This window comes from Hafnia alvei (assembly GCF_964063325.1).
GTDB lineage: Bacteria > Pseudomonadota > Gammaproteobacteria > Enterobacterales > Enterobacteriaceae > Hafnia > Hafnia alvei_B.
Genome location: NZ_OZ061315.1, coordinates 3,993,670 through 4,017,483 on the forward strand (window position 1 = coordinate 3,993,670; position 23,814 = coordinate 4,017,483).

The 23,814-nt window shown below is 49.2% G+C and carries 16 protein-coding genes, 2 tRNA genes, 3 rRNA genes, 1 pseudogene and 1 other annotated feature; of the genes and pseudogenes, 10 read left to right on the plus strand and 12 right to left on the minus strand.

What is annotated here, in order from left to right:
• The 5 genes and pseudogenes from thrB to AB3Y96_RS18680 form a co-directional block, all read right to left on the minus strand.
• The gene (gene thrB / locus AB3Y96_RS18660; RefSeq protein WP_367299931.1) at nucleotides 1-930 is read right to left on the minus strand and encodes a homoserine kinase; all 930 of its coding nucleotides are present in this window, start codon (nucleotides 928-930) and stop codon (nucleotides 1-3) included.
• 1 nt (nucleotide 931) lies between these two features.
• Nucleotides 932-3,391, minus strand: a complete 2,460-nt coding sequence (thrA, locus tag AB3Y96_RS18665; protein ID WP_367299932.1) for a bifunctional aspartate kinase/homoserine dehydrogenase I — start codon at nucleotides 3,389-3,391, stop codon at nucleotides 932-934.
• 25 nt (nucleotides 3,392-3,416) lie between these two features.
• Nucleotides 3,417-3,540 (minus strand) — a sequence feature (Thr leader region).
• Nucleotides 3,476-3,559: a thr operon leader peptide gene (thrL, locus tag AB3Y96_RS18670; RefSeq protein ID WP_131020755.1), complete on the minus strand. Its 84-nt coding sequence runs from the start codon at nucleotides 3,557-3,559 to the stop codon at nucleotides 3,476-3,478. (Overlaps the previous feature by 65 nt.)
• A 241-nt stretch (nucleotides 3,560-3,800) precedes the next feature.
• Nucleotides 3,801-4,487, minus strand: coding sequence for a tRNA/rRNA methyltransferase (locus AB3Y96_RS18675; protein WP_367299933.1), 687 nt, complete (start codon nucleotides 4,485-4,487; stop codon nucleotides 3,801-3,803).
• A 415-nt stretch (nucleotides 4,488-4,902) separates the two neighbouring features.
• Nucleotides 4,903-5,042, minus strand: a pseudogene (locus AB3Y96_RS18680) (hypothetical protein); the annotation flags it as partial.
• 121 nt (nucleotides 5,043-5,163) lie between these two features.
• Between AB3Y96_RS18680 and arcA the strand changes: the two are divergent.
• Nucleotides 5,164-5,880, plus strand: a complete 717-nt coding sequence (gene arcA / locus AB3Y96_RS18685; protein WP_004089205.1) for a two-component system response regulator ArcA — start codon at nucleotides 5,164-5,166, stop codon at nucleotides 5,878-5,880.
• 155 nt (nucleotides 5,881-6,035) lie between these two features.
• On the opposite strand, the gene AB3Y96_RS18690 is transcribed toward arcA, so the two are convergent.
• Nucleotides 6,036-7,151 carry a tRNA/rRNA methyltransferase gene (locus AB3Y96_RS18690; RefSeq protein ID WP_072309626.1) on the minus strand — a complete coding sequence of 372 codons (1,116 nt, stop codon included), beginning with the start codon at nucleotides 7,149-7,151 and terminating at the stop codon, nucleotides 6,036-6,038.
• 339 nt (nucleotides 7,152-7,490) lie between these two features.
• Between AB3Y96_RS18690 and trxC the strand changes: the two genes are divergently transcribed.
• From trxC to pssA, 4 genes are all read left to right on the plus strand, one after another.
• Complete coding sequence (gene trxC / locus AB3Y96_RS18695) at nucleotides 7,491-7,922, plus strand: thioredoxin TrxC (RefSeq protein ID WP_025801390.1); 432 nt, start codon at nucleotides 7,491-7,493, stop codon at nucleotides 7,920-7,922.
• Nucleotides 7,923-8,032: 110 nt separating this feature from the next.
• Nucleotides 8,033-8,725: a tRNA-uridine aminocarboxypropyltransferase gene (locus AB3Y96_RS18700; RefSeq protein ID WP_367299934.1), complete on the plus strand. Its 693-nt coding sequence runs from the start codon at nucleotides 8,033-8,035 to the stop codon at nucleotides 8,723-8,725.
• A gap of 44 nt (nucleotides 8,726-8,769) precedes the next feature.
• Nucleotides 8,770-11,430 (plus strand): bifunctional acetate--CoA ligase family protein/GNAT family N-acetyltransferase, encoded by a 2,661-nt coding sequence (locus tag AB3Y96_RS18705; protein WP_367299935.1) that lies wholly within the window; start codon nucleotides 8,770-8,772, stop codon nucleotides 11,428-11,430.
• A 147-nt stretch (nucleotides 11,431-11,577) separates the two neighbouring features.
• Nucleotides 11,578-12,933 carry a CDP-diacylglycerol--serine O-phosphatidyltransferase gene (pssA, locus tag AB3Y96_RS18710; RefSeq protein ID WP_072309623.1) on the plus strand — a complete coding sequence of 452 codons (1,356 nt, stop codon included), beginning with the start codon at nucleotides 11,578-11,580 and terminating at the stop codon, nucleotides 12,931-12,933.
• A 473-nt stretch (nucleotides 12,934-13,406) separates the two neighbouring features.
• Here pssA and rrf read toward each other — a convergent pair.
• The 6 genes from rrf to gmhB all read right to left on the minus strand — a co-directional run bounded on the left by rrf (nucleotide 13,407) and on the right by gmhB (nucleotide 19,698).
• Nucleotides 13,407-13,522 (minus strand): 5S ribosomal RNA (rrf, locus tag AB3Y96_RS18715).
• A gap of 120 nt (nucleotides 13,523-13,642) precedes the next feature.
• Nucleotides 13,643-16,551: ribosomal RNA gene (locus tag AB3Y96_RS18720) — 23S ribosomal RNA — on the minus strand.
• Between the two features lie 267 nt (nucleotides 16,552-16,818).
• A tRNA-Ala gene (locus AB3Y96_RS18725) sits at nucleotides 16,819-16,894 on the minus strand.
• A 131-nt stretch (nucleotides 16,895-17,025) separates the two neighbouring features.
• A tRNA-Ile gene (locus tag AB3Y96_RS18730) sits at nucleotides 17,026-17,102 on the minus strand.
• A 73-nt stretch (nucleotides 17,103-17,175) separates the two neighbouring features.
• A 16S ribosomal RNA gene (locus AB3Y96_RS18735) occupies nucleotides 17,176-18,718 on the minus strand.
• Together the 16S, 23S and 5S rRNA genes with 2 tRNA genes alongside form the textbook arrangement of a ribosomal RNA operon.
• Nucleotides 18,719-19,134: 416 nt before the next feature.
• Entirely contained in the window at nucleotides 19,135-19,698 is a 564-nt protein-coding gene (gene gmhB, locus AB3Y96_RS18740; protein WP_367299936.1) for a D-glycero-beta-D-manno-heptose 1,7-bisphosphate 7-phosphatase, read from the minus strand.
• Between the two features lie 190 nt (nucleotides 19,699-19,888).
• Between gmhB and metN the strand changes: the two genes are divergently transcribed.
• From metN to tsaA, 5 genes are all read left to right on the plus strand, one after another.
• Entirely contained in the window at nucleotides 19,889-20,920 is a 1,032-nt protein-coding gene (metN, locus tag AB3Y96_RS18745; protein ID WP_367299937.1) for a methionine ABC transporter ATP-binding protein MetN, read from the plus strand.
• Nucleotides 20,913-21,566 carry a methionine ABC transporter permease MetI gene (locus tag AB3Y96_RS18750; RefSeq protein ID WP_072309144.1) on the plus strand — a complete coding sequence of 218 codons (654 nt, stop codon included), beginning with the start codon at nucleotides 20,913-20,915 and terminating at the stop codon, nucleotides 21,564-21,566. The genes metN and AB3Y96_RS18750 overlap by 8 nt, the downstream gene beginning before the upstream one ends.
• A 107-nt stretch (nucleotides 21,567-21,673) precedes the next feature.
• Nucleotides 21,674-22,489 carry a MetQ/NlpA family lipoprotein gene (locus AB3Y96_RS18755; RefSeq protein WP_025801174.1) on the plus strand — a complete coding sequence of 272 codons (816 nt, stop codon included), beginning with the start codon at nucleotides 21,674-21,676 and terminating at the stop codon, nucleotides 22,487-22,489.
• Between the two features lie 115 nt (nucleotides 22,490-22,604).
• On the plus strand, nucleotides 22,605-23,024 hold the full coding sequence (gene rcsF, locus AB3Y96_RS18760) for an Rcs stress response system protein RcsF (protein ID WP_367299938.1): 420 nt from the start codon (nucleotides 22,605-22,607) through the stop codon (nucleotides 23,022-23,024).
• Nucleotides 23,021-23,728 (plus strand): tRNA (N6-threonylcarbamoyladenosine(37)-N6)-methyltransferase TrmO, encoded by a 708-nt coding sequence (tsaA, locus tag AB3Y96_RS18765; RefSeq protein WP_072309142.1) that lies wholly within the window; start codon nucleotides 23,021-23,023, stop codon nucleotides 23,726-23,728. The genes rcsF and tsaA overlap by 4 nt, the downstream gene beginning before the upstream one ends.
• Nucleotides 23,729-23,814 lie beyond the last annotated feature (86 nt).

A 23,814-nucleotide genomic window follows, 5' to 3' on the forward strand; every position in this document is an offset into this window, starting at 1 on the left:
TTATCCCAGTCGTCGTGCGCCTGCATTGTCCAGACGGCAAATGTGAACAAAACCTTCGTCGTTTTGCAGATAGTTTTCTTTCAGCCATTGCGCCATGCGCTGCGCGGTATCTTGGCGATCGCAGATGGCAAACAGCGTTGGACCTGAGCCCGAAATTCCACAGGCCAAAGCCCCAATATCGTGAGCGGCCTGACGAGCCTGAGCAAACCCAGGTAACAGGCGAGTACGGTAAGGCTCGGCAATGACATCATGCATTAACTTAGCCGCTAAAATCGGTTGGCGGGTATGACACGCATGTATAAATCCGGCTAGATAACGTCCATGGCTGATGCAGTCTTGGCGGCGGTACTGCGCCGGTAAAATAGCCCGCGCTTCGGCGGTCGAGACTTTAATACCCGGATAAGCCATAACCCAGAACCAGTCATCAAAGCAGGGAACGGTTTGGCTAATAATACCGTTCTCTTCCAAAATCAGCTGTAGGCCACCGAGGTAGCACGGGGCCACGTTGTCATAATGCACGCTGCCTGAAATACGCCCTTCCATTTCGCCCATCAGCGCCAATAGCTGGGTTTGGTCGAGTGGCTGCTGAGCAAATTCATTCAGCGCCATCAGCGCCGCGACCACCGAACAGGCGCTAGAACCGAGCCCTGAACCAATCGGCATGTTCTTTTCCAGCACCATGGAGACCTGTAATTCATGGCCTATCTCTTGGCAAAAACGCTCCCAGCATTGATAGACGATATTTTCTTTGGGATCGCTTGGGAGCTTGTTCACAAAGCTGCCCTTAGACGTTAGGCTAAAAACATCAGCGGCTTCAACGCTCACGCAGTCGCCAAGAAACTGGCCATCGACCGGCGAAACAGCTGCACCCAGCACGTCAAACCCCACGCTCACATTCCCAATTGAGGCCGGTGCATAAACCTTAACCATATTAAACTCCCAACTTCCATGACAAGGTGCGCAGCAAATCTGCAAATACACCGGCTGCAGTGACGTCATTACCTGCACCATAGCCGCGCAGAACTAACGGAATTGGCTGGTAATAACGGCTGTAAAACGCCAACGCGTTCTCACCGTTCTTCACTTTATAAAGCGGATCGTTGCCATCCGCTTCGACTATTTTGACCTGACAGCGACCGTCGACAATTTGTCCAACGTAGCGCAATACCGCACCATTCTCACGTGCTTTAGCCACACGTGCCGCAAACAGATCGTCCAACTGAGGCAAACGTGCCAAAAATGATGGAGTATCACCGGTAGCATCAAAATCAGCAGGTAGCACGGATTCCACGTCGATATCATCTAACTCCATAACATGGCCCGCCTCGCGCGCCAAAATCAGAAGTTTACGCGCCACATCCATCCCCGAAAGATCATCGCGCGGATCGGGCTCGGTATAGCCCAGTTTTTTAGCTTCCAGCGTTGCGGCGGATAACGACATTCCTTCTTCAAGCTTGCCAAAAATAAACGACAGCGAGCCCGACAAAATTCCTGAAAACTGAACGAGCTCATCACCCGCACTCAGCAAATTCTGCAAGTTTTCGATAACCGGCAGCCCCGCGCCTACGTTGGTGTCGTAGAGGAATTTACGGCGCGATCCTGCGGCAGCCTGACGCAGTTGATGGTAGTAGTTCATTGAACCGGTGTTGGCTTTTTTGTTTGGCGTCACGACGTGGAAACCGTTACTGAGGAAATCAGCGTACTGATCGGCGACGGCTTGGCTAGATGTGCAATCCACAATCACCGGATTTAGCAGATGATATTCGTTCACTAAACGAATCAGGCGGCCAAGATTAAACGGCTCTTTGGCATCGGCCAACTCATCCTGCCAGCGGGCAAGATCGATGCCGTGCACATTGGTTAAAAGCGCGCGGGAATTCGCAATGCCGCAAACGCGTAGATCGATATGCTTGTTCTTCAGCCATGTCTGCTGGCGGTGGATCTGCTCTAGCAGAGCCCCGCCCACGCCACCGGAGCCAATAACAAAGACTTCGATAACCTGATCGGTATTGAACAGCATCTGATGGCTGACGCGCACGGCCGTGGTGGCCGAGTCATTGCTGACAACGACGGAAATCGAGCGTTCGGAAGAGCCCTGCGCAATCGCAATAATATTGATATTAGCGCGGGCCAAAGCCGAGAAGAATTTTGCGGAGATACCACGCATGGTGCGCATACCATCGCCTACCACGGAGATAATCGCTAAGTGCTCGGTCACATCCAGCGCTTCCAACAGACCGTCTTTCAGCTCCAGATAGAACTCTTCATTCAGCGCCCGCTGTGCGCGATCCAGCTCGCCCTGCGGGATACAGAAACTGATGCTGTATTCCGAAGAGGATTGCGTGATCAGCACCACCGAAATACCGCTGCGTGACATAACGGCAAACACGCGCGCCGCCATGCCGACCATGCCTTTCATCCCCGGACCTGAAACGTTAATCATCGCCATGTTGTTCAGGTTAGTGATCCCTTTCACCGGCACGCCGTCAGATCCACTTTCACGTCCGATAAGCGTTCCCGGCGCTTGAGGGTTGGCGGTGTTTTTGATTAAGCAGGGAATTTGGAACTGGGCGATAGGAGAGATGGTGCGAGGGTGAAGAACTTTGGCCCCGAAATAGGAAAGTTCCATGGCTTCCTGATACGACATCGATTTAAGCAGCCTTGCATCGGGAACGGTGCGCGGGTCGCAAGTATAGACGCCGTCGACGTCAGTCCAGATCTCACAGCAGTCCGCGCGTAAACAGGCGGCAAGCACTGCGGCAGAGTAGTCAGAACCATTGCGGCCTAACACCACCAGCTCACCTTTGTCGTTACCCGCAGTGAAACCCGCCATCAATACCATGTGATCGGCTGGAATAGGGTCGGCGGCGATACGTCGAGTCGACTCCGCAATATCAACGGTTGATTCAAGATAACCGCCATGCGCCAATAGCTTTTCAACTGGATTAATGACGGTTACGCCATAGCCACGCGCTTTTAACAGCTCGGCCATAATGGCAATCGAGAGCTTTTCACCGCGACAAATCATTGCCGCATTCACGCTGTCTGGGCATTGCCCTAACAGCGAAATTCCATGAAGAACCTGTTTGATTTGAGCAAACTCAGCGTCAACCACCTGCTTCAGACGCCCAAAGTCAAAACCGGGCTGGGCCTGCTGCAACCCCGTCAGCAAATCGGCAAAGATAGCCTCAGCGTCGCTGATATTGGGCAGTATCTCTTGCCCTGCAATGGTTTTCTCAACCAACGCGACCAGATGGTTGGTGATTTTGGCCGGTGCAGACAGCACGGTCGCAACCTGTCCCTGTTGGGCATTATTTTCTAATATGTCAGCAACGCGCAGAAATCGATCTGCATTCGCCACTGAAGTACCACCAAATTTCAGCACTCGCATTTGTCACACTCTCCCGAATTAGGCTTAAAAAAAAGCCCGCACTGTTTAGGTGCGGGCTTTTTTCTTTCTCTTTTTCTGTACGCGTCAGCCCGCCCCGTTACATGTCGTATCGGTGGTGGTAATAATTGTTGTGGTATTCAGGCTGTAGTTATAAAAACTAATACGCATCTCTGTCTGTCCAATAAATTCTTGTGTCTGCCCTATATTGGTTAAAGCAAAGGCAAAACTAAGTCAACGAAATTCTGTTTTTAACCAGCAACATTTCGATAACCTAGACAGCATAAAAACCTGTAGAAAAACATCACATCAGCAAAAGTGCGTTGAGTCACACTTTTAGCGCACGTCATCTAAGAGAAATTTATCTGCCTTTACCGAGCAATCGTCGTTTTCAGTTTTTTTATTCGACAGGCTATTTTTTCAACACTTTTTCAATATCATGCAGCAAGGTGTGAAGCATAGAAGTATCACGCTGCGCGAGTAACCCAAGGCGCTGATCGAGCCAGTCGGTGAGTTTTTGATCATCGGCAACATCAAGCGTTCCCAATAGACGGTGCACACGTTGGCGCAGTGCCACCAGTTGATTCTCTTCGGCCAGTGCCTCTGGCTCCACACTGTTCTGAACTAATGACGATAGCTGATAGCAGAAAACCATCACGGCCTGCCCCAAGTTGAGCGAAGGATAATCGGCCACCATTGGCACACCGGTTAAAATATCCGCCAAGGCTAATTCTTCATTTGATAGCCCAGACTCTTCACGTCCAAAGACCAGCGCACAGCTGGATGTCCAGCTCTGCTTTTCATGCAAGATGCTAGTGAGCTCGGATGGCGAACAATAGTAGTGAAATCTGGCACGACTTCTTGCCGTGGTGGCAACGGTGAAGTCCACATCAGCCAATGCGGCTTCTAGCGTGTCAAAATGCTGGGCATTATCCAGAATATCAGCGGAACCGTGAGCAACCCAGCGAGCGGCGGGCTCTAGGTATGCTTGGCTATCAACAATTCGTAGCGATGAAAATCCCATGGTTTTCATCGCTCTTGCCGCAGCGCCAATATTTTCTGGTCTGGCTGGAGCAACCAGTACGATATGAATTTGCATAGAAATGCCCGATTTTTAACAATTAATAATAAACAGGTGCACACTTTATCCTGCTCGCGAGGGTTTTTCCATTAGCCGTAAAGTTACATTTATTTAACAAAAACACGGACTTTTCTATTAGATAAAAAAGGAAAAGGGCATTTTAATCAAAAAACATTCTAAGACTAAGCTATTTGGCACAAATTCAGTAAATTCATTCTTATAATCAATTAATTAAATTATCCATAAATATAGAATAAAGTTTAGCTACGATATGAGATTTTCCCGAGCTTAATCATGAACAAACTCACTTAACTTCATTATCCAGCTCACATACTTGTAAGTGTTTTTCACAAATCTGTTAACGTGCTACAATTGGATTTGATATATGTCAACAAAGCGTAGTTTTGTTGGATGGCAATTGCGGTGTGTGCTGTTATATTGCTGTTAATAGGGTTAGGATGTGCGCCGCTTTTGGCACCACCGGGGCTGTAGGGAGTAACATCCCCTGACCAACCTAGCGATGTTGTTGACGTTGATGGAAAGTGCATCAAGAACGAGTTTACGTACCTTAGTCTATTGAATCTCTATGTTGTTACATCATCGAAACAGCCACACTCTCGATTTGGTGTTTTAGGAATCAAGACTACTGTACTTCCCTATTTCTATTTTGTTGGCAATTTTAGGTAGCAAACACATGCAGACCCCGCACATTCTTATCGTCGAGGACGAACTCGTCACTCGAAACACACTTAAAAGTATTTTTGAGGCGGAAGGTTATATCGTTCATGAAGCCAATGATGGCGCAGAAATGCACCAGATCCTGTCTGAATTCGACATCAATCTGGTTATCATGGATATCAACCTGCCTGGTAAAAATGGCCTGTTGTTGGCTCGCGAGCTGCGTGAACAAGCAAATGTAGCGCTGATGTTCCTGACCGGCCGCGACAATGAAGTGGATAAAATCCTTGGGCTGGAAATCGGCGCCGATGATTATATCACCAAGCCATTCAACCCACGTGAGCTGACCATCCGTGCTCGCAACCTGCTGTCCCGCACCATGAACCTCGGTGGTGGCACAGAAGAGCGTAAACTGGTTGAGAGCTATCGCTTCAACGGTTGGGAGCTAGACATCAATAGCCGTTCACTGGTGAGCCCTAACGGCGAACAGTACAAGCTACCACGCAGCGAATTCCGCGCCATGCTGCACTTCTGCGAAAACCCGGGCAAAATTCAGTCCCGCGCAGAGTTGCTGAAGAAAATGACCGGCCGTGAGCTGAAACCACATGACCGCACCGTTGACGTGACAATCCGTCGTATTCGTAAGCACTTTGAGTCTACGCCAGATACCCCGGAAATCATCGCGACCATCCACGGTGAAGGCTATCGCTTCTGTGGCGATCTGGAAGAGTAATTTTCCATTCGCATATACACAAAAAGGCCGGATTATCCGGCCTTTTGCTTATCTGTCGTTTCACGATTTTTATTTATGTGCGAATAGCAGGCACAAAAAAGCGGGGCTAGCCCCGCTTTCTCATACAGCCTGAAGTATGGCTGGCATCCAACGCATTACGCGTTTTGACGCCACCATTCTGCCAGTAAAATACCGGTAGCAACGGAAACGTTCAGGCTTTCGACCTGACCCGTACCGCCGATAGACAGGCTTAAATCACCTTTCTGCATCACGGTTTCAGACAGACCATCACGTTCCTGGCCTAATACCAACACCATTTTCTTCGGCAATGAAGCCTTGGTCAGCGGCGTTGTACCTTTATGGCTAGAAGTGGTTACGATGGTGTAACCCGCGCGACGGAACTCATCCAGCGCGCTATCAAAACCATCCGCATCAATCGCCTGAATGTGCTCTGCGCCGCCTTCTGCGGTACGTACTGCTGCACCGGACTCCAGCATCGAAGCATCCTGCACCATCAAACCTTTCACGCCAAAGTGCGCACAGGTACGCATGATGCCGCCTAGGTTATGCGGGTTACCCACATCTTCCAGCGCCAATACACAATCGGTATCCGCAGCTGTTTTCAGATAAGTAGCAGCATCGAGGCCATTACGCTTTTTAATCAGGAAGCAAACGCCGCCGTGATGTTCAGTGCCTGAGGCTTTCGTCAGCTCTTCATCATCAACAACATGATAGGCCTTACGATTTGCCGCCATCCAGCGTAGCGCTTCACGGAAGCGTGGCGTTACAGACTGAACAAACCATGCACGAACAATGGCATCAGGACGGCTGGCAAACAGCGCCTGACAGGCATTCTCACCGTAAACACGGGTTTCTTCAGCGCGCTGACGACGCAGTTGCTCAGGATCGATAAAGCTCTTACCGGCGATACCGCCATGATCGGGCTTATCTTCTTCATTTGGAGCACGAGATACCGTTTTCCAAGGCGAACGATCATAAGGGCCTTCATTACGCCCTTCGCTACGACCTTCACTGCGGTTCGCACCAGCAGGACGGCGAGAGCGATCGTTTTCCTGGCTACGGCCTTGGCCACCACGGCGATCGTTGCGACGGTCTCCATCCTGAGCACTACGGCCCTGACGACCACCTCGTTCACCTTGACGCCCTTTACCTTCCGGACGTGATTTTTGGTCACGGTCTTTGTTGTCGTCCTCGCTGCGGACGTACATCACTTTGACCTTGCCATTTTTGCCATTAAAAGAATCGTTCATTGCTATCTCCACCAACGCGCAGGGCGCGAAGATTACCTGATGTGTGACCACTAAGCTATACCCAAAATAATTCGAGTTGCGGGAAGGCGGCAAGATAAAGAGTACCGATAAGCTTACACAGGTAAGTAATTCGGGTGATTAAGCGCAGCCAACGCACATACAGCTTGAAATATGACGGGTATATAAGCTTCGACAAAAGCTGATATCTATTATAACCATTGAAGAAACCTGATTGTGATTAATATCCCTGCATACGATAATGCTTAACATAATTTAAACAATAACGTTGCTTTTACAGTGAAAAGCGCGGACTTTTTATCCCCAATACCGAGGTTGCCCATGAATACCGTTTGTCCGTCCTGCCAAACTACCAATCGTTTACCAGAAGAGCGCATTGAGGATCAGGCTAAATGCGGTCGCTGCGGTCATGAGTTGTTCGATGGCGAGGTCATTAATGCGACTTCAGCCACGCTGGATAAAATCCTGCAAGACGACCAACCGGTGCTTATTGATTTCTGGGCGCCATGGTGCGGACCGTGTCAGGGTTTTGCTCCGGTATTTGAAGATGTCGCTGAAGAGCGCGCAGGCCAGATCCGCTGTGTGAAAGTCAATACCGAAGCAGAACCGGAACTTAGCGCACGTTTCCGCATTCGCAGCATTCCAACCATTATGCTGTACCAAAATGGTCAGCTGGTAGACATGCTGAGTGGCGCAATGCCAAAAGCACCTTTTGATAGCTGGCTGAATGAACAGCTTGCTGCAAAAGCATAAACCCGATTCTAAGCCCAGCATGATGCTGGGCTTTTCTTTTTTCCCTTTCGCCGCTGTACCCTATCCGTCTGCTTGTTTAAAATAGCGCTTTTGCCTCATCAGAGAAGTCGATGTCCCCTAACGCCGTATTGCGCCTGCGCGAGCTCCGTCTTGCTAAAGCGACCAAACCCTTTCTCACTCGCGGAGGACGCGTAACGCGCTGCCAGCGTTGCTTACTCCCTGAAACTCGCTGCCTGTGCGACACCATTTCTACCCAATCGGCTAAAAGTCGCTTTTGTCTGATGATGTATGATACCGAGCCGATGAAGCCTAGCAACACGGGGCGTTTGATTGCCGATGTATTACCGGAAACAGCGGCTTTTCAATGGGCCAGAACCGAAGTTGATCCAAAACTACTGGCGCTATTAAACGATCCTAACTATCAGCCTTATGTGGTCTTCCCCGGCTCCTACGCGCCTGAACGTGCCGTATCCGTCTTGCCGCAGGATAGTTTGGCTAAGCCGCCGTTATTTATCATGCTCGACGGCACCTGGCGTGAGGCGACAAAGATGTTCCGTAAGAGCCCTTATCTCGACAAGTTCCCCGTATTCTCTTTAGAAACTAAGCTTGAGAGTGACTATACGCTACGGGAATCAGCCCGTGACGAGCAGCACTGCACCGCTGAAGTTGCAGCTGCACTATTAGATATCGCGGGCGATTACGAAGCCGCTCAGGGGCTACAACAACACTTTAGCTATTTTCGCCGTCAATATTTGCTAGGCAAGCCTCATCACCGTGAAGAGGTCACTGCAGAAAATATCTAGAGGCATTAGACTCAGGCTATCTGCTTCGGCAAGGAGTTTTAGCTATGAGTCAGCGCAGTCTGGAATCGTTGTTACGTCCGAAGTCTATCGCCGTGATAGGCGCATCAAATAAAATTGGGCGTAACGGCCACTTAATGATGCAGAACCTGCTTAAAGGAGCATTTTCTGGGCCTATTTTTCCCGTGACTCCTCGTTATCAGGCCGTGTGCGGCGTACTGGCCTATGCTGATATCGAATCCCTGCCTTTTGCCCCAGACTTGGCGATCCTGTGCGTCAACGCCCAGCGCAACTTAGAGATTATCGCCTCATTAGGTGATAAAGGATGCCGAGCGGCCATTGTGCTTTCATCGCCAAGCGCCCAATCTGCCGAGTTAAAAGCCTGTGCCCAGCAGCACAACGTCCGTTTATTAGGGCCAAATAGCTTGGGCCTTTTGGCTCCATGGCAAAAAATAAACGCCAGCTTTTCACCGGTGCCGATTCTTCCCGGCAAACTGGCCTTTATTTCTCAATCAGCAGCCGTTTCAAACACGATTTTAGATTGGGCTCAACAGCGAGAAATAGGCTTTTCTCTTTTTATCGCCTTGGGTGACAGCTTGGATATCGACGTGGACGATCTTCTAGATTTTCTCGCTCGAGACAGCAAAACCAGCGCAATCCTGATCTACTTAGAGCATCTGCATGATGCGCGACGTTTTCTGTCAGCCGCACGTAGCGCATCAAGAAATAAACCCATACTCGTCATCAAGAGTGGCCGCAGCCCGCAGGCGCAGCAGCTACTCAACAGCGTACAAGGGTTAGATGTGGCCTATGATGCCGCGATCCAACGCGCAGGCCTGCTACGCGTGCAAGATACGCATGAGCTTTTCTCTGCGGTAGAAACACTCAGCCACATGCATCCGCTACGCGGAGAAAAAATCCTTATCATCAGCAATGGTGCGGCACCTGCTGCCATGTCGGTGGATGAACTGCTGCGGCGTAATGGGAAGCTCGCCACCTTAGATGAAGACACTTTCACCGCGTTGCGCAGTAAAATGCCGGACGATGTGTATCTACAGAACCCAATCGATCTACGTGATGATGCGACACCTGCCCGCTATCAATCAGCCATCAACACGTTACTCGATAGCCACAGCTATGATGCGGTTTTAATTATCCATGCACCGAGCGCAGCGGCACCAGCGACCACAACGGCCGAAATAGTGATTCAAACGCTAAAACAGCATCCGCGTGGTAAACGTATTTCTGTGCTTACCAACTGGAGCGGCGAATATTCATCGCAAGAAGCGCGCAGGTTATTTAGCGAAGCGGGTATTCCTACTTATAGAACGCCTGAAGGCGCGATTACTGCCTTTATGCATATGGTTGAATATCGCCGCAACCAGCGTCAACTCATGGAAACACCAGCGTTGCCGGCCGATCTCACCGCGAATACGACTCAGGCTCACGACCTTATCCAGCAAGCGCTAAAAGAAGAGATCTACCACCTCGATACACACGAAGTCAGATCAATTCTATCCAGTTACGGCTTACAAACATTGCCAACATGGATTGCCAACGACAGTACTGAGGCCGTACATATCGCTGAACAGGTTGGCTATCCGGTTGCATTAAAGCTCCGCTCACCTGATATCCCGCATAAGTCGGATGTACAGGGTGTCATGCTCTATCTGCGCAACGCAGCCGAGGTAGAGCAAGCGGCAAATGCCATTATCGATCGCGTGAAGCATTCATTTCCTCAGGCGCGCATTCACGGCCTATTAGTTCAAAGCATGGCTAACCGAGCAGGCGCTCAAGAGCTACGGGTGTTAGTCGAACAAGATCCCGTATTTGGACCGCTTATAATGCTGGGTGAAGGCGGAGGAGCTTGGAATCCAGAGCACGACGCTGCCGTTGCTTTACCGCCGCTAAATATGACCTTGGCGCGATATCTGATTATGCAGGCGATCAAAGGTGGTAAAATCCGCAGCCGAAGTCCATTGCAGCCACTTAATATTGACGGGCTTAGTCAGTTGCTAGTGCAGGTTTCCGATCTCATTGTCGACTGCCCAGAAATAAGCCGATTAGATATCCATCCCGTTCTGGCCTCTGCTGAAGATTTCACGCTGTTGGACGTGTCACTCCAGCTCACCCCGTTCTCCGGTTTAGCCGAAAATAGGCTCGCCATACGCCCCTACCCTCAGCATCTTGAAGAGCCAGTGACGTTGAGAAACGGAGTGACTTGCTTGCTGCGCCCCATCCTCCCTGAAGATGAACCCTTACTACAGCAGTTCATTCAGAAAGTGACCAAAGAGGATTTGTACTACCGTTACTTCAGCGAGATCAATGAATTTACGCATGAAGACCTCGCTAAAATGACTCAAATCGATTACGACCGAGAAATGGCTTTCGTGGCCGTTATTCAGGAACAAGGTAAAGATGCAATCATAGGGGTAACGCGCGCACTATCCGACCCAGACAATCTCGAAGCCGAATTTGCCGTATTGGTTCGCTCAGACAGTAACGGTTTAGGACTTGGAAAGACGCTTTTAGGTAAGATGATCGCTTATTCAACTCAGCACGGGCTTGAAAGGCTAGTAGGTATAACTATGCCAAACAATCAGGGAATGATTGGACTCGCTAAAAAACTGGGATTTCAGGTCGATATACAAATTGAAGACGGCATCGTCAATTTGCGCTTGCCACTGAACAATTCATTGCCGGTTTAAACGGAATTTTGCTGAGAGGGTGGCGACAAATCGAGGCAAAACATACGCAATAGATGGAAAGTAGTGTTATTATCGCCCGATTCCATAGGCTAATATAACTGTATGTAGCGTTTTGCTACACAATGATGAGAGAAGAAGCGCACTGTGATGTTGTCTAAATTTAAACGAACGAAACATCAACAACACCTTGCACAACTGCCAAAACTTCCCCAGACAGTTGAGGATGTACAGACGCTGTTTACGCCAGAGGCTTTTCGTCTGGCGTTAATTGACGCGATTTCTAACGCCTCTCGCCGTATTTACATCACGGCGCTGTATCTGGAAAACGATGACGGCGGACGCGATGTCCTCAATGCCTTGTATAGCGCAAAGCAGCAGCATCCAGATTTAGAAATCTACGTTCTCGTCGATTGGCATCGTGCACAACGTGGACGTATTGGCGCCGCGGCGACAAATACAAACGCTGATTGGTACTGCGCTATGGCCGATCAGCACCCTGGTGTATCTGTGCCTGTCTACGGTGTTCCGGTTAATACCCGTGAAGCGCTGGGCGTTTTGCATCTGAAAGGGTTTATTGTTGATGACCGAGTGATTTACAGCGGTGCAAGTCTGAACGATGTATATCTTCATCGTCATGATAAGTATCGTTATGACCGCTATCACTTCATCCAGAACGGTCGTTTAGCTGATACCATGTCAGCTTACATACAAAATAAGCTTCTGACCGATCCCGCAGTTCAACGGCTCGATCGTGACGATCGCCCGAAAAGTCCTGAAATTCGTAATGAAACACGCCAATTCCGCCATGGTTTACGCAGCTGTGGCTACGATGTTGCGGCAATAGCTGGCAACGATGAATTAGCGGTGACGCCATTAGCGGGGCTAGGCAAACATAGCGTTCTGAATAAAACGATTCATCACTTAATGTGCAGCACTGAAGAGAAAGTCACGCTATGTACACCTTATTTCAACATGCCTGCACTATTGGTTCGTAATATTATTTATTTATTACGCCAAGGGAAACAGGTTGAAATTATTGTGGGTGATAAGAAGGCAAATGACTTCTATATTCCAGAAGATGAACCATTCAAGATCATCGGTGCATTACCTTATCTTTATGAAATAAACCTTCGCCGTTTCATGAGCCGCCTACAGCGTTTCGTCGACAATGGACAATTGACCGTTCGGCTATGGAAAGATGAAGACAATACTTATCATTTAAAAGGGATGTGGATTGATGACCAATGGCAGTTGATTACGGGAAATAACCTAAATCCGCGCGCCTGGCGTCTTGATCTTGAGAACGCAATACTTATCCACGATCCTAAGCATCAGCTGCATGAACAGCGTCAGAAAGAGTTGGAGTGCATCCGCACTAATACCCACGTCGTTCGTAGCTATCTTGAGCTTGAAACTATTCAGCAGTACCCTCTGAAAGTCCGTAAGCTGATTAGAAGACTACGCAGAATTCGTATTGATAGACTAATAAGCCGAATTCTTTAATAAGATAAGAGCCTCCTTCTGGGAGGTTTTTTTATATCTAGAATAGTCTGACTTCTTCTATGGTAAATACCTTTTCCTAATTATTAAGACAGCCAGATAATAATCTAAGCGCTATTAAAGGTTTTAACTTCTCGTTATTAATATATAAGTGACTTAGTATATAATTACTCTAGGAACTGGCATGACAATGACGATAATAGATAGATTTCTGCATCACAAAATACATTTCATGTATTCGAGTTCAAATTCCCCATAGCAAAAAACCCCAGTCTTTCGACTGAGGTTCTTTCGATAACGTTTAACAGTTCCCTACAATACTCGTCTCATCCTGATACTCGCCCTTCGGGCCAACGCTACGCGTTGTTCAACATCGTTCCCGACGATGTTGTCCTACTCTATCGAGACGCTTACCGACAAAATTCAAATAAAACAAAAAGGCCATCCTTTCGGATGGCCTATTCGTTTTATTTAAAGCCTGGCAGTTCCCTACTCTCGCATGGGGAGACCCCACACTACCATCGGCGCTACGGCGTTTCACTTCTGAGTTCGGCATGGGGTCAGGTGGGACCACCGCGCTATCGCCGCCAGGCATATTCTGTTATTTGTACCGCTCTCTGTATTTCTACAGCTAGCCATACAAACCAATCTGTTCACAAGCCTACTCTTTGTGTTTTCGCGTCTCTGCGTCTTAAAACACCTTCGGTGTTGTAAGGTTAAGCCTCACGGATCATTAGTACTGGTTAGCTCAACGTATCGCTACGCTTACACACCCAGCCTATCAACGTCTTAGTCTTAAACGTTCCTTTAGGAGACTCAAGGTCTCAGGGAAGACTCATCTCGAGGCAAGTTTCGCGCTTAGATGCTTTCAGCGCTTATCTTTTCCGCATTTAGCTACCGGGCAATGCCATTGGCATGACAACCCGAACACCAGTGATGCGTCCACTCCGGTCCTCTCGTACTAGGAGCAGCCCCTCTCAATCTTCCAACGCCCACGGCAGATAGGGACCGAACTGTCTCACGACGTTCTAAACCCAGCTCGCGTACCACTTTAAATGGCGAACAGCCATACCCTTGGGACCTACTTCAGCCCCAGGATGTGATGAGCCGACATCGAGGTGCCAAACACCGCCGTCGATATGAACTCTTGGGCGGTATCAGCCTGTTATCCCCGGAGTACCTTTTATCCGTTGAGCGATGGCCCTTCCATTCAGAACCACCGGATCACTATGACCTACTTTCGTACCTGCTCGAGCCGTCACTCTCGCAGTCAAGCTAGCTTATGCCATTGCACTAACCTCACGATGTCCGACCGTGATTAGCTAACCTTCGTGCTCCTCCGTTACTCTTTAGGAGGAGACCGCCCCAGTCAAACTACCCACCAGACACTGTCCTCAATCCCGATTAGGGACCGGAGTTAGAACATCAAACATTAAAGGGTGGTATTTCAAGGTTGGCTCCACGCAGACTGGCGTCCACGCTTCAAAGCCTCCCACCTATCCTACACATCAAGGCTCAATGTTCAGTGTCAAGCTATAGTAAAGGTTCACGGGGTCTTTCCGTCTTGCCGCGGGTACACTGCATCTTCACAGCGAGTTCAATTTCACTGAGTCTCGGGTGGAGACAGCCTGGCCATCATTACGCCATTCGTGCAGGTCGGAACTTACCCGACAAGGAATTTCGCTACCTTAGGACCGTTATAGTTACGGCCGCCGTTTACTGGGGCTTCGATCAAGAGCTTCGCCTTGCGGCTGACCCCATCAATTAACCTTCCAGCACCGGGCAGGCGTCACACCGTATACGTCCACTTTCGTGTTTGCACAGTGCTGTGTTTTTATTAAACAGTTGCAGCCAGCTGGTATCTTCGACTGGCTTCAGCTCCATCCGCAAGGGACTTCACCTACGCGCCAGCGTGCCTTCTCCCGAAGTTACGGCACCATTTTGCCTAGTTCCTTCACCCGAGTTCTCTCAAGCGCCTTGGTATTCTCTACCTGACCACCTGTGTCGGTTTGGGGTACGATTCAATGTTACCTAGAGCTTAGAGGCTTTTCCTGGAAGCTTGGCATCAACTACTTCATCACCGTAGTGACTCGTCATCACGCCTCAGGGTTGATAAAAGCACGGATTTACCAATGCTTTCCCCCTACACGCTTAAACCGGGACAACCGTCGCCCGGATAGCCTAGCCTTCTCCGTCCCCCCTTCGCAGTAACACCGAGTACAGGAATATTAACCTGTTTCCCATCGACTACGCCTTTCGGCCTCGCCTTAGGGGTCGACTCACCCTGCCCCGATTAACGTTGGACAGGAACCCTTGGTCTTCCGGCGAGCGGGTTTTTCACCCGCTTTATCGTTACTTATGTCAGCATTCGCACTTCTGATACCTCCAGCAACCCTCACAGGCCACCTTCAACGGCTTACAGAACGCTCCCCTACCCAACAACACCTAAGTGTCGCTGCCGCAGCTTCGGTGCATAGTTTAGCCCCGTTACATCTTCCGCGCAGGCCGACTCGACCAGTGAGCTATTACGCTTTCTTTAAATGATGGCTGCTTCTAAGCCAACATCCTGGCTGTCTATGCCTTCCCACATCGTTTCCCACTTAACTATGACTTTGGGACCTTAGCTGGCGGTCTGGGTTGTTTCCCTCTTCACGACGGACGTTAGCACCCGCCGTGTGTCTCCCGTGATAACATTCTTCGGTATTCGTAGTTTGCATCGAGTTGGTAAGTCGGGATGACCCCCTAGTCGAAACAGTGCTCTACCCCCGAAGATGAGTTCACGAGGCGCTACCTAAATAGCTTTCGGGGAGAACCAGCTATCTCCCGGTTTGATTGGCCTTTCACCCCCAGCCACAAGTCATCCGCTAATTTTTCAACATTAGTCGGTTCGGTCCTCCAGTTAGTGTTACCCAACCTTCAACCTGCCCATGGCTAGATCACCGGGTTTCGGGTCTATACCTTGCAACTTGACGCCCAGTTAAGACTCGGTTTCCCTACGGCTCCCCTATTCGGTTAACCTTGCTACAAAATATAAGTCGCTGACCCATTATACAAAAGGTACGCAGTCACCCCATAAAAGAGGCTCCCACTGCTTGTACGTACACGGTTTCAGGTTCTATTTCACTCCCCTCGCCGGGGTTCTTTTCGCCTTTCCCTCACGGTACTGGTTCACTATCGGTCAGTCAGGAGTATTTAGCCTTGGAGGATGGTCCCCCCATATTCAGACAGGATGTCACGTGTCCCGCCCTACTCATCGAACTCACAACATATGCATTTTCAAGTACGGGGCTATCACCCTGTATCGCCGGACTTTCCAGACCGTTCCTCTGACACATACGCTGATTAAGGTTCTGGGCTGTTCCCCGTTCGCTCGCCGCTACTAGGGGAATCTCGGTTGATTTCTTTTCCTCAGGGTACTTAGATGTTTCAGTTCCCCTGGTTCGCTTCGTTAAGCTATGTATTCACTTAACGATAGTGTGACGAATCACACTGGGTTTCCCCATTCGGAAATCGTCGGTTATAACGCTTCATATCAGCTTACCGACGCTTATCGCAGATTAGCACGTCCTTCATCGCCTCTGACTGCCTAGGCATCCACCGTGTACGCTTAGTCACTTAACCTCACAACCCGAAGGTGTCTTTTTAGTGAACGCGGTTACGAACCGGTTCAAGACAGCATTCAAGATTGCAAAAAATTGAGAGACTGCTTAATGCAAACTGTGTCAGTGTTTGAGTCTGAATAAACAGACGTCATTCTCACAGTTGCTTAAGCTTTCAAATTTCAGCTTGTTCCAGATTGTTAAAGAGCAAAATACTTCGCAGCATACTGTTTCCAATACACTCTGAAGTATGTTTTTGAGACTGAATACTTATTAAAAATAAAAGTAATGGTGGAGCTATGCGGGATCGAACCGCAGACCTCCTGCGTGCAAGGCAGGCGCTCTCCCAGCTGAGCTATAACCCCATACAGTCAACAGTTTACCTTTATACATTACCACTCATAGAAGAGTTTAATTCTTTCTCAGACAAGGCGGAGTCATGCGAAGTTTGCTGTTGCAAACGAGGCGTGACGACAACGCAGTATGAGTAAGAATTTGGTAGGCCTGAGTGGACTTGAACCACCGACCTCACCCTTATCAGGGGTGCGCTCTAACCACCTGAGCTACAAGCCTATATAAAGGTATTCTGCTCGTTATTCTTCATCAGACAATCTGTGTGGACACTGCACTTAACGCTATCTTTAGGTAAGGAGGTGATCCAACCGCAGGTTCCCCTACGGTTACCTTGTTACGACTTCACCCCAGTCATGAATCACAAAGTGGTAAGCGCCCTCCCGAAGGTTAAGCTACCTACTTCTTTTGCAACCCACTCCCATGGTGTGACGGGCGGTGTGTACAAGGCCCGGGAACGTATTCACCGTAGCATTCTGATCTACGATTACTAGCGATTCCGACTTCATGGAGTCGAGTTGCAGACTCCAATCCGGACTACGACATACTTTATGAGGTCCGCTTGCTCTCGCGAGTTCGCTTCTCTTTGTATATGCCATTGTAGCACGTGTGTAGCCCTACTCGTAAGGGCCATGATGACTTGACGTCATCCCCACCTTCCTCCGGTTTATCACCGGCAGTCTCCTTTGAGTTCCCGACATTACTCGCTGGCAACAAAGGATAAGGGTTGCGCTCGTTGCGGGACTTAACCCAACATTTCACAACACGAGCTGACGACAGCCATGCAGCACCTGTCTCAGAGTTCCCGAAGGCACTAAAGCATCTCTGCTAAATTCTCTGGATGTCAAGAGTAGGTAAGGTTCTTCGCGTTGCATCGAATTAAACCACATGCTCCACCGCTTGTGCGGGCCCCCGTCAATTCATTTGAGTTTTAACCTTGCGGCCGTACTCCCCAGGCGGTCGACTTAACGCGTTAGCTCCGGAAGCCACGCCTCAAGGGCACAACCTCCAAGTCGACATCGTTTACAGCGTGGACTACCAGGGTATCTAATCCTGTTTGCTCCCCACGCTTTCGCACCTGAGCGTCAGTCTTTGTCCAGGGGGCCGCCTTCGCCACCGGTATTCCTCCAGATCTCTACGCATTTCACCGCTACACCTGGAATTCTACCCCCCTCTACAAGACTCTAGCTGACCAGTTTCAAATGCAGTTCCCAAGTTAAGCTCGGGGATTTCACATCTGACTTAATCAACCGCCTGCGTGCGCTTTACGCCCAGTAATTCCGATTAACGCTTGCACCCTCCGTATTACCGCGGCTGCTGGCACGGAGTTAGCCGGTGCTTCTTCTGCGAGTAACGTCAATCACTGCGGTTATTAACCACAATGCCTTCCTCCTCGCTGAAAGTACTTTACAACCCGAAGGCCTTCTTCATACACGCGGCATGGCTGCATCAGGCTTGCGCCCATTGTGCAATATTCCCCACTGCTGCCTCCCGTAGGAGTCTGGACCGTGTCTCAGTTCCAGTGTGGCTGGTCATCCTCTCAGACCAGCTAGAGATCGTCGCCTAGGTGAGCCATTACCCCACCTACTAGCTAATCCCATCTGGGCACATCTGATGGCGTGAGGCCCGAAGGTCCCCCACTTTGGTCCGAAGACGTCATGCGGTATTAGCTACCGTTTCCAGTAGTTATCCCCCTCCATCAGGCAGTTTCCCAGACATTACTCACCCGTCCGCCGCTCGTCACCCAGAGAGCAAGCTCTCTTGTGCTACCGCTCGACTTGCATGTGTTAGGCCTGCCGCCAGCGTTCAATCTGAGCCATGATCAAACTCTTCAATTAAAAGCTTGATTTGCTTAAACAAGTTAAGCGATGCTCGAAAATTAACTTTCGTAATAATTCACTAAATGAATTACTGCTTGGTCACTCTTCAAGACTTTAATATTTTATCGTCCGAGGACGTTAGATATTGTCTTGTGAGTGCCCACACAGATTGTCTGATAAATTGTTAAAGAGCAGTGAGTTAGGAGACTAAGCTTGCTAACTCGAGGTGGCGTATAATACGCTTTCCTCTTTCAGAGTCAACCCTAAATTTCAGGATTTTTTCTCTTGCGATTTCTTATCGAAACCGCCGATACGGTGTGAAGTGATTCACATGTTCCGTGTCGATGGAGGCGCATTATAGGGAGTTCTCGCGGGCTGACAACCCCTAATTACACTTTTTTTTCTGTTTGGCTTATTTTCAGCCATTTAGTGCACTAAACCCGCTGTTTTATCGCTTTTGGCAAGTCAGCAAGGCTCTTAATCACTAAATCCGCCTTGGCCTCAGCTTCTGGGGTCACGGGTTTACCGCTGCGAACCAATACTTTAGTCCCCACGCTAGCCGCTTCACCCGCGAGTAGGTCTTCTATTTTGTCGCCTACTATATAAGAAGCACTCATATCGATATTTAGCTCTTCTTTAGCGGATAACAGCATACCAGGCTGTGGCTTGCGGCAATCACATACCTGACGAAATTCTTCTACACTTCCCTCGGGGTGATGCGGGCAGTAATAAACGCCGTCCAAATCAACGCCGCGATCCGCCAAAGACCAATCCATCCATTCGGTGAGATGCATAAACTGATCTTCGGTAAACATACCGCGAGCAATACCGGACTGGTTCGTGACCAATACTAAGGCATACCCCATTTTTTTCAGCTCAGCCATGGCGTCAATGACGCCATCTATAAACTGGAAGTTATCGCTTTCATGGACATATCCGTGATCGACGTTAATCGTGCCATCACGATCTAAAAAAATTGCGGGAACAAGCTGGGCCACAGATATTCACTCCTTATGGCGTTAGATGCCCTCAGTATCGCACGATTTACATGAAAGGGAGAGCCTCAAGCGCACTCGACATCTGTTGACTTAGACGTCTAGACGCCTTAACATCCAGTTCAATACTTTGGGCTTTCCCAAAGTTTGCTTTTTATCTGCCACGGGCAACACCAAAAGTAAAAATATAAAAATGATTAAACTTACAAATATCACCAAGGTTTTTCAGCAGGGTCAGCGCCAGATTAAAGCGCTGTCTGACGTGTCATTACACGTCCCTGCCGGGCAAATTTATGGCGTCATCGGTTCATCCGGTGCCGGTAAAAGTACACTGATTCGTTGCGTAAACCTGCTCGAACGCCCAACCAGCGGTACCGTTTTGGTTGGCGATCAGGACATGACTGCACTTTCTGAAAGCGCATTGACCAAAGCGCGCCGTCAGATCGGCATGATCTTCCAGCACTTTAACTTGCTCTCATCGCGAACTGTTGCAGGGAACATCGCTCTGCCGTTGGAATTAGATAACACGCCGCGTAGTGAAATCACGCGTCGCGTCAGTGAGCTATTAGATTTGGTCGGCCTAAGCGATAAACGAGATGCCTATCCCGCAAACCTGTCTGGCGGGCAAAAACAGCGCGTGGCAATTGCGCGTGCATTAGCCAGCAACCCAAAAGTCCTGCTGTGTGATGAAGCCACCAGCGCGCTTGATCCTGCAACCACGCGCTCCATTCTGGAACTGCTGAAAGACATTAACCGCCGTTTGGGTCTGACAATTCTCCTAATCACTCACGAAATGGATGTAGTGAAGCGCATTTGCGATCAGGTAGCCGTAATTAGCGATGGCCAACTGATTGAGCAAGGCACCGTTGGCGAAGTGTTCTCCCATCCAAAAACACCACTCGCGCAGCAGTTTATTCATTCCACACTGCATTTAGATATTCCAGACGATTTCGCTGCTCGCATGACGCCAGATCGTAAACCTGATACGCAGCCGCTGTTGCGCCTTGAATTTACCGGCCAGTCCGTCGACGCACCGTTAATCTCTCAGGCTGTTCGTCGTTTTAATGTCGATATCAGTATTTTAAGTTCTCAAATGGATTATGCCGGCGGCGTTAAATTTGGCGTGATGTTAGCCGAGCTGCACGGTGATGACGCGGATGCGTTATCTGCTATTGAGTTTTTCAAGATTCATCAGGTAAAAGTAGAGGTACTGGGTTATGTCTGAGGCAATGATGTGGTTAATGGGCCGAGGCATTTGGGAAACCGTCGTCATGACCTTTGTATCCGGCTTCTTTGGTTTTGTTATCGGTCTCCCCGTCGGCGTGCTTCTTTATATAACGCGTCCGGGACAAATTTGGGAAAACGCCAAGCTGTATAACCTGCTTTCCGCGTTGGTTAACATCTTCCGTTCCATACCGTTCATTATTCTCTTGGTATGGATGATCCCTTTTACCCGCGTCATCGTAGGAACGTCTATCGGTTTGCAGGCAGCATTAGTGCCATTGACCGTTGGCGCAGCACCGTTTATTGCTCGCATGGTCGAAAATGCGCTATTGGAAATCCCGACAGGGCTGATTGAAGCTTCACGAGCCATGGGCGCAACGCCGCTGCAAATCATCAACAAGATCTTATTGCCAGAAGCGCTTCCAGGCTTGGTCAATGCGGCAACCATCACATTGATTACCTTGGTTGGCTACTCAGCAATGGGCGGCGCAGTCGGTGCTGGCGGTCTAGGACAGATTGGTTATCAGTATGGTTATATCGGATATAACGCAACCGTGATGAATACGGTATTAGTATTGTTAGTGATTTTAGTGTATCTGATCCAGTTTAGTGGCGATCGCATTGTTAAAGCGGTCAGCCGCAAATAAAGCAGTCTAATAATAAAAACGGCGCTCGCTATGGCGCGCCAAACGATGTTTCAAAACAACGTCTCAACAACAATGTCTCAAGAACAAGTCAAAAGAAGGATAAGGGTATGTCATTAAAGTTTAAGTCGATTGCTGTCGTTGGCGCACTTCTGGGTTCTCTGGCGCTGGCGGGCTGTGGTCAGGAAGAAAAAGATCCAAATCATATTAAAGTGGGCGTTATTGTCGGGGCAGAGCAGCAGGTTGCCGAAGTTGCACAGAAAGTTGCCAAAGACAAATACGGTCTGGACGTTGAGCTGGTTACATTTAACGACTACGTTCTGCCAAACGAAGCCTTGAGCAAAGGCGATATTGATGCGAATGCTTTCCAGCATAAACCTTATCTGGATCAGCAAATCAAAGATCGTGGCTACAAACTGGTTCCAGTCGGTAGCACCTTCGTTTACCCAATTGCGGGCTACTCGAAGAAAATCAAATCTCTGAGCGAACTGCAAGATGGCTCTCAGGTTGCCTTACCAAACGACCCAACTAACCTTGGCCGTTCACTGTTACTGCTGCAAAAAGTGGGTCTGATTAAACTGAAAGACGGCATTGGCTTACTGCCAACCGTGTTGGACGTGACCGAGAACCCGAAAAAACTGAAGCTGGTTGAGCTGGAAGCACCACAATTGCCACGTTCACTGGACGATGCGCAAATTGCTCTGGCGGTTATCAACACTACCTATGCAAGCCAAATCGGCCTGACTCCAGCCAAAGACGGTATCTTCGTTGAGGATAAAGATTCTCCATACGTAAACCTGATCGTGGCTCGTGAAGACAATAAAGATGCAGAGAACGTGAAGAAATTCGTTCAGGCTTATCAGTCTGATGAAGTTTACAACGCTGCCAATAAAATCTTTAACGGTGGCGCAGTTAAAGGCTGGTAATTGCCTCTCGCAGTTATAGTACGTAATATCTTCAAGACGGGCGATTGCCCGTCTTGTCATTTCTGTCATACCTTGATTCAATAGCACTCACTTTTATAAAAATCAGGAAACATTTATGCGTGCATTACCTTTATGCTTGCTCGCTGCCACTTTGGCTTTGTCCGGTTGTTCTTTACTGCACTCGAAATCAGAAAATACAACGCCCGTTCAACCGGCAAAAGCACAGGTAAGCACAACAAAAACCACCAAGCCGACCCAGCCGAAACCGCGTCCGGTAAAAGTGTATGACAATGCCGAAGACTTGGTGGGCAAACCTTTCCGTGATTTAGGTGAAGTGGCAGGCAGTGTTTGCCAAGCAACAGAGCAAGATTCGCCACCGAATCTGGCTACGGCGCGCAAGCGTATGCAGATTAAAGCTTCAACCATGAAAGCAAATGCGGTGTTACTACATCAATGCCAAGTGGTCACCGATGTGCAAGGTTGCTACCAACAAGCGGTGTGTAAAGGTTCTGCGCTAAACGTTTCCAAGCAATGAGTCAGTTTACCTTCGATACGATCGGGATTATTCGCTCTCCTTATAAAGAGAAATTTGCCATCCCTAGACAGCCTGGGCTCATTGAGGACGGAGGCGGCGAGCTGGAGCTTGTTGCACCTTACAACCAGCCCGAAGCGGTACGTGGCCTCGAAGAGTTTAGCCATTTGTGGATCGTTTTTGTCTTTCATCAAACGATGGAAGGTGGATGGCGCCCCACGGTTCGCCCGCCACGCTTAGGGGGAAATGCACGCATGGGCGTTTTCGCCACACGTTCCACGTTTCGCCCTAATCCAATTGGCATGTCGTTAGTTGAGCTAAAATCTATCGATACCAAAGGCGGCAAAGTGATATTGACGCTGGGCAGCCTCGACTTGGTCGACGGCACGCCAATCATCGATATCAAGCCTTACCTGCCTTTTGCTGAAAGCCAGCCTCAGGCTCGCGGTGGTTTCGCTCAAGACGCACCTCAAGCAGATATGCCCGTTAGTTTCTCGGACATTGCTCAGCAGCAAATTCAACAACACCAGCAGCGCTATCCTCATCTGCAGCGATTTATCCAACAGGTGCTGGCGCAGGATCCTCGTCCGGCCTACCGCAAAGGAGAGCGCGAAGATCGCATTTATGCCGTGCATCTGCTCGATTTTAACGTGCGTTGGCAGGTGAAAAATGGCATAACCGAAGTGATCGACCTGAATTCAGTCTAGAATTTCATGCCCTTCTCTTTTGACAACTCGCCGTCGCTGGTAAACTAAGCCACTTTTCTTTATTTTGGCCGCCTTTCCCGACGGTC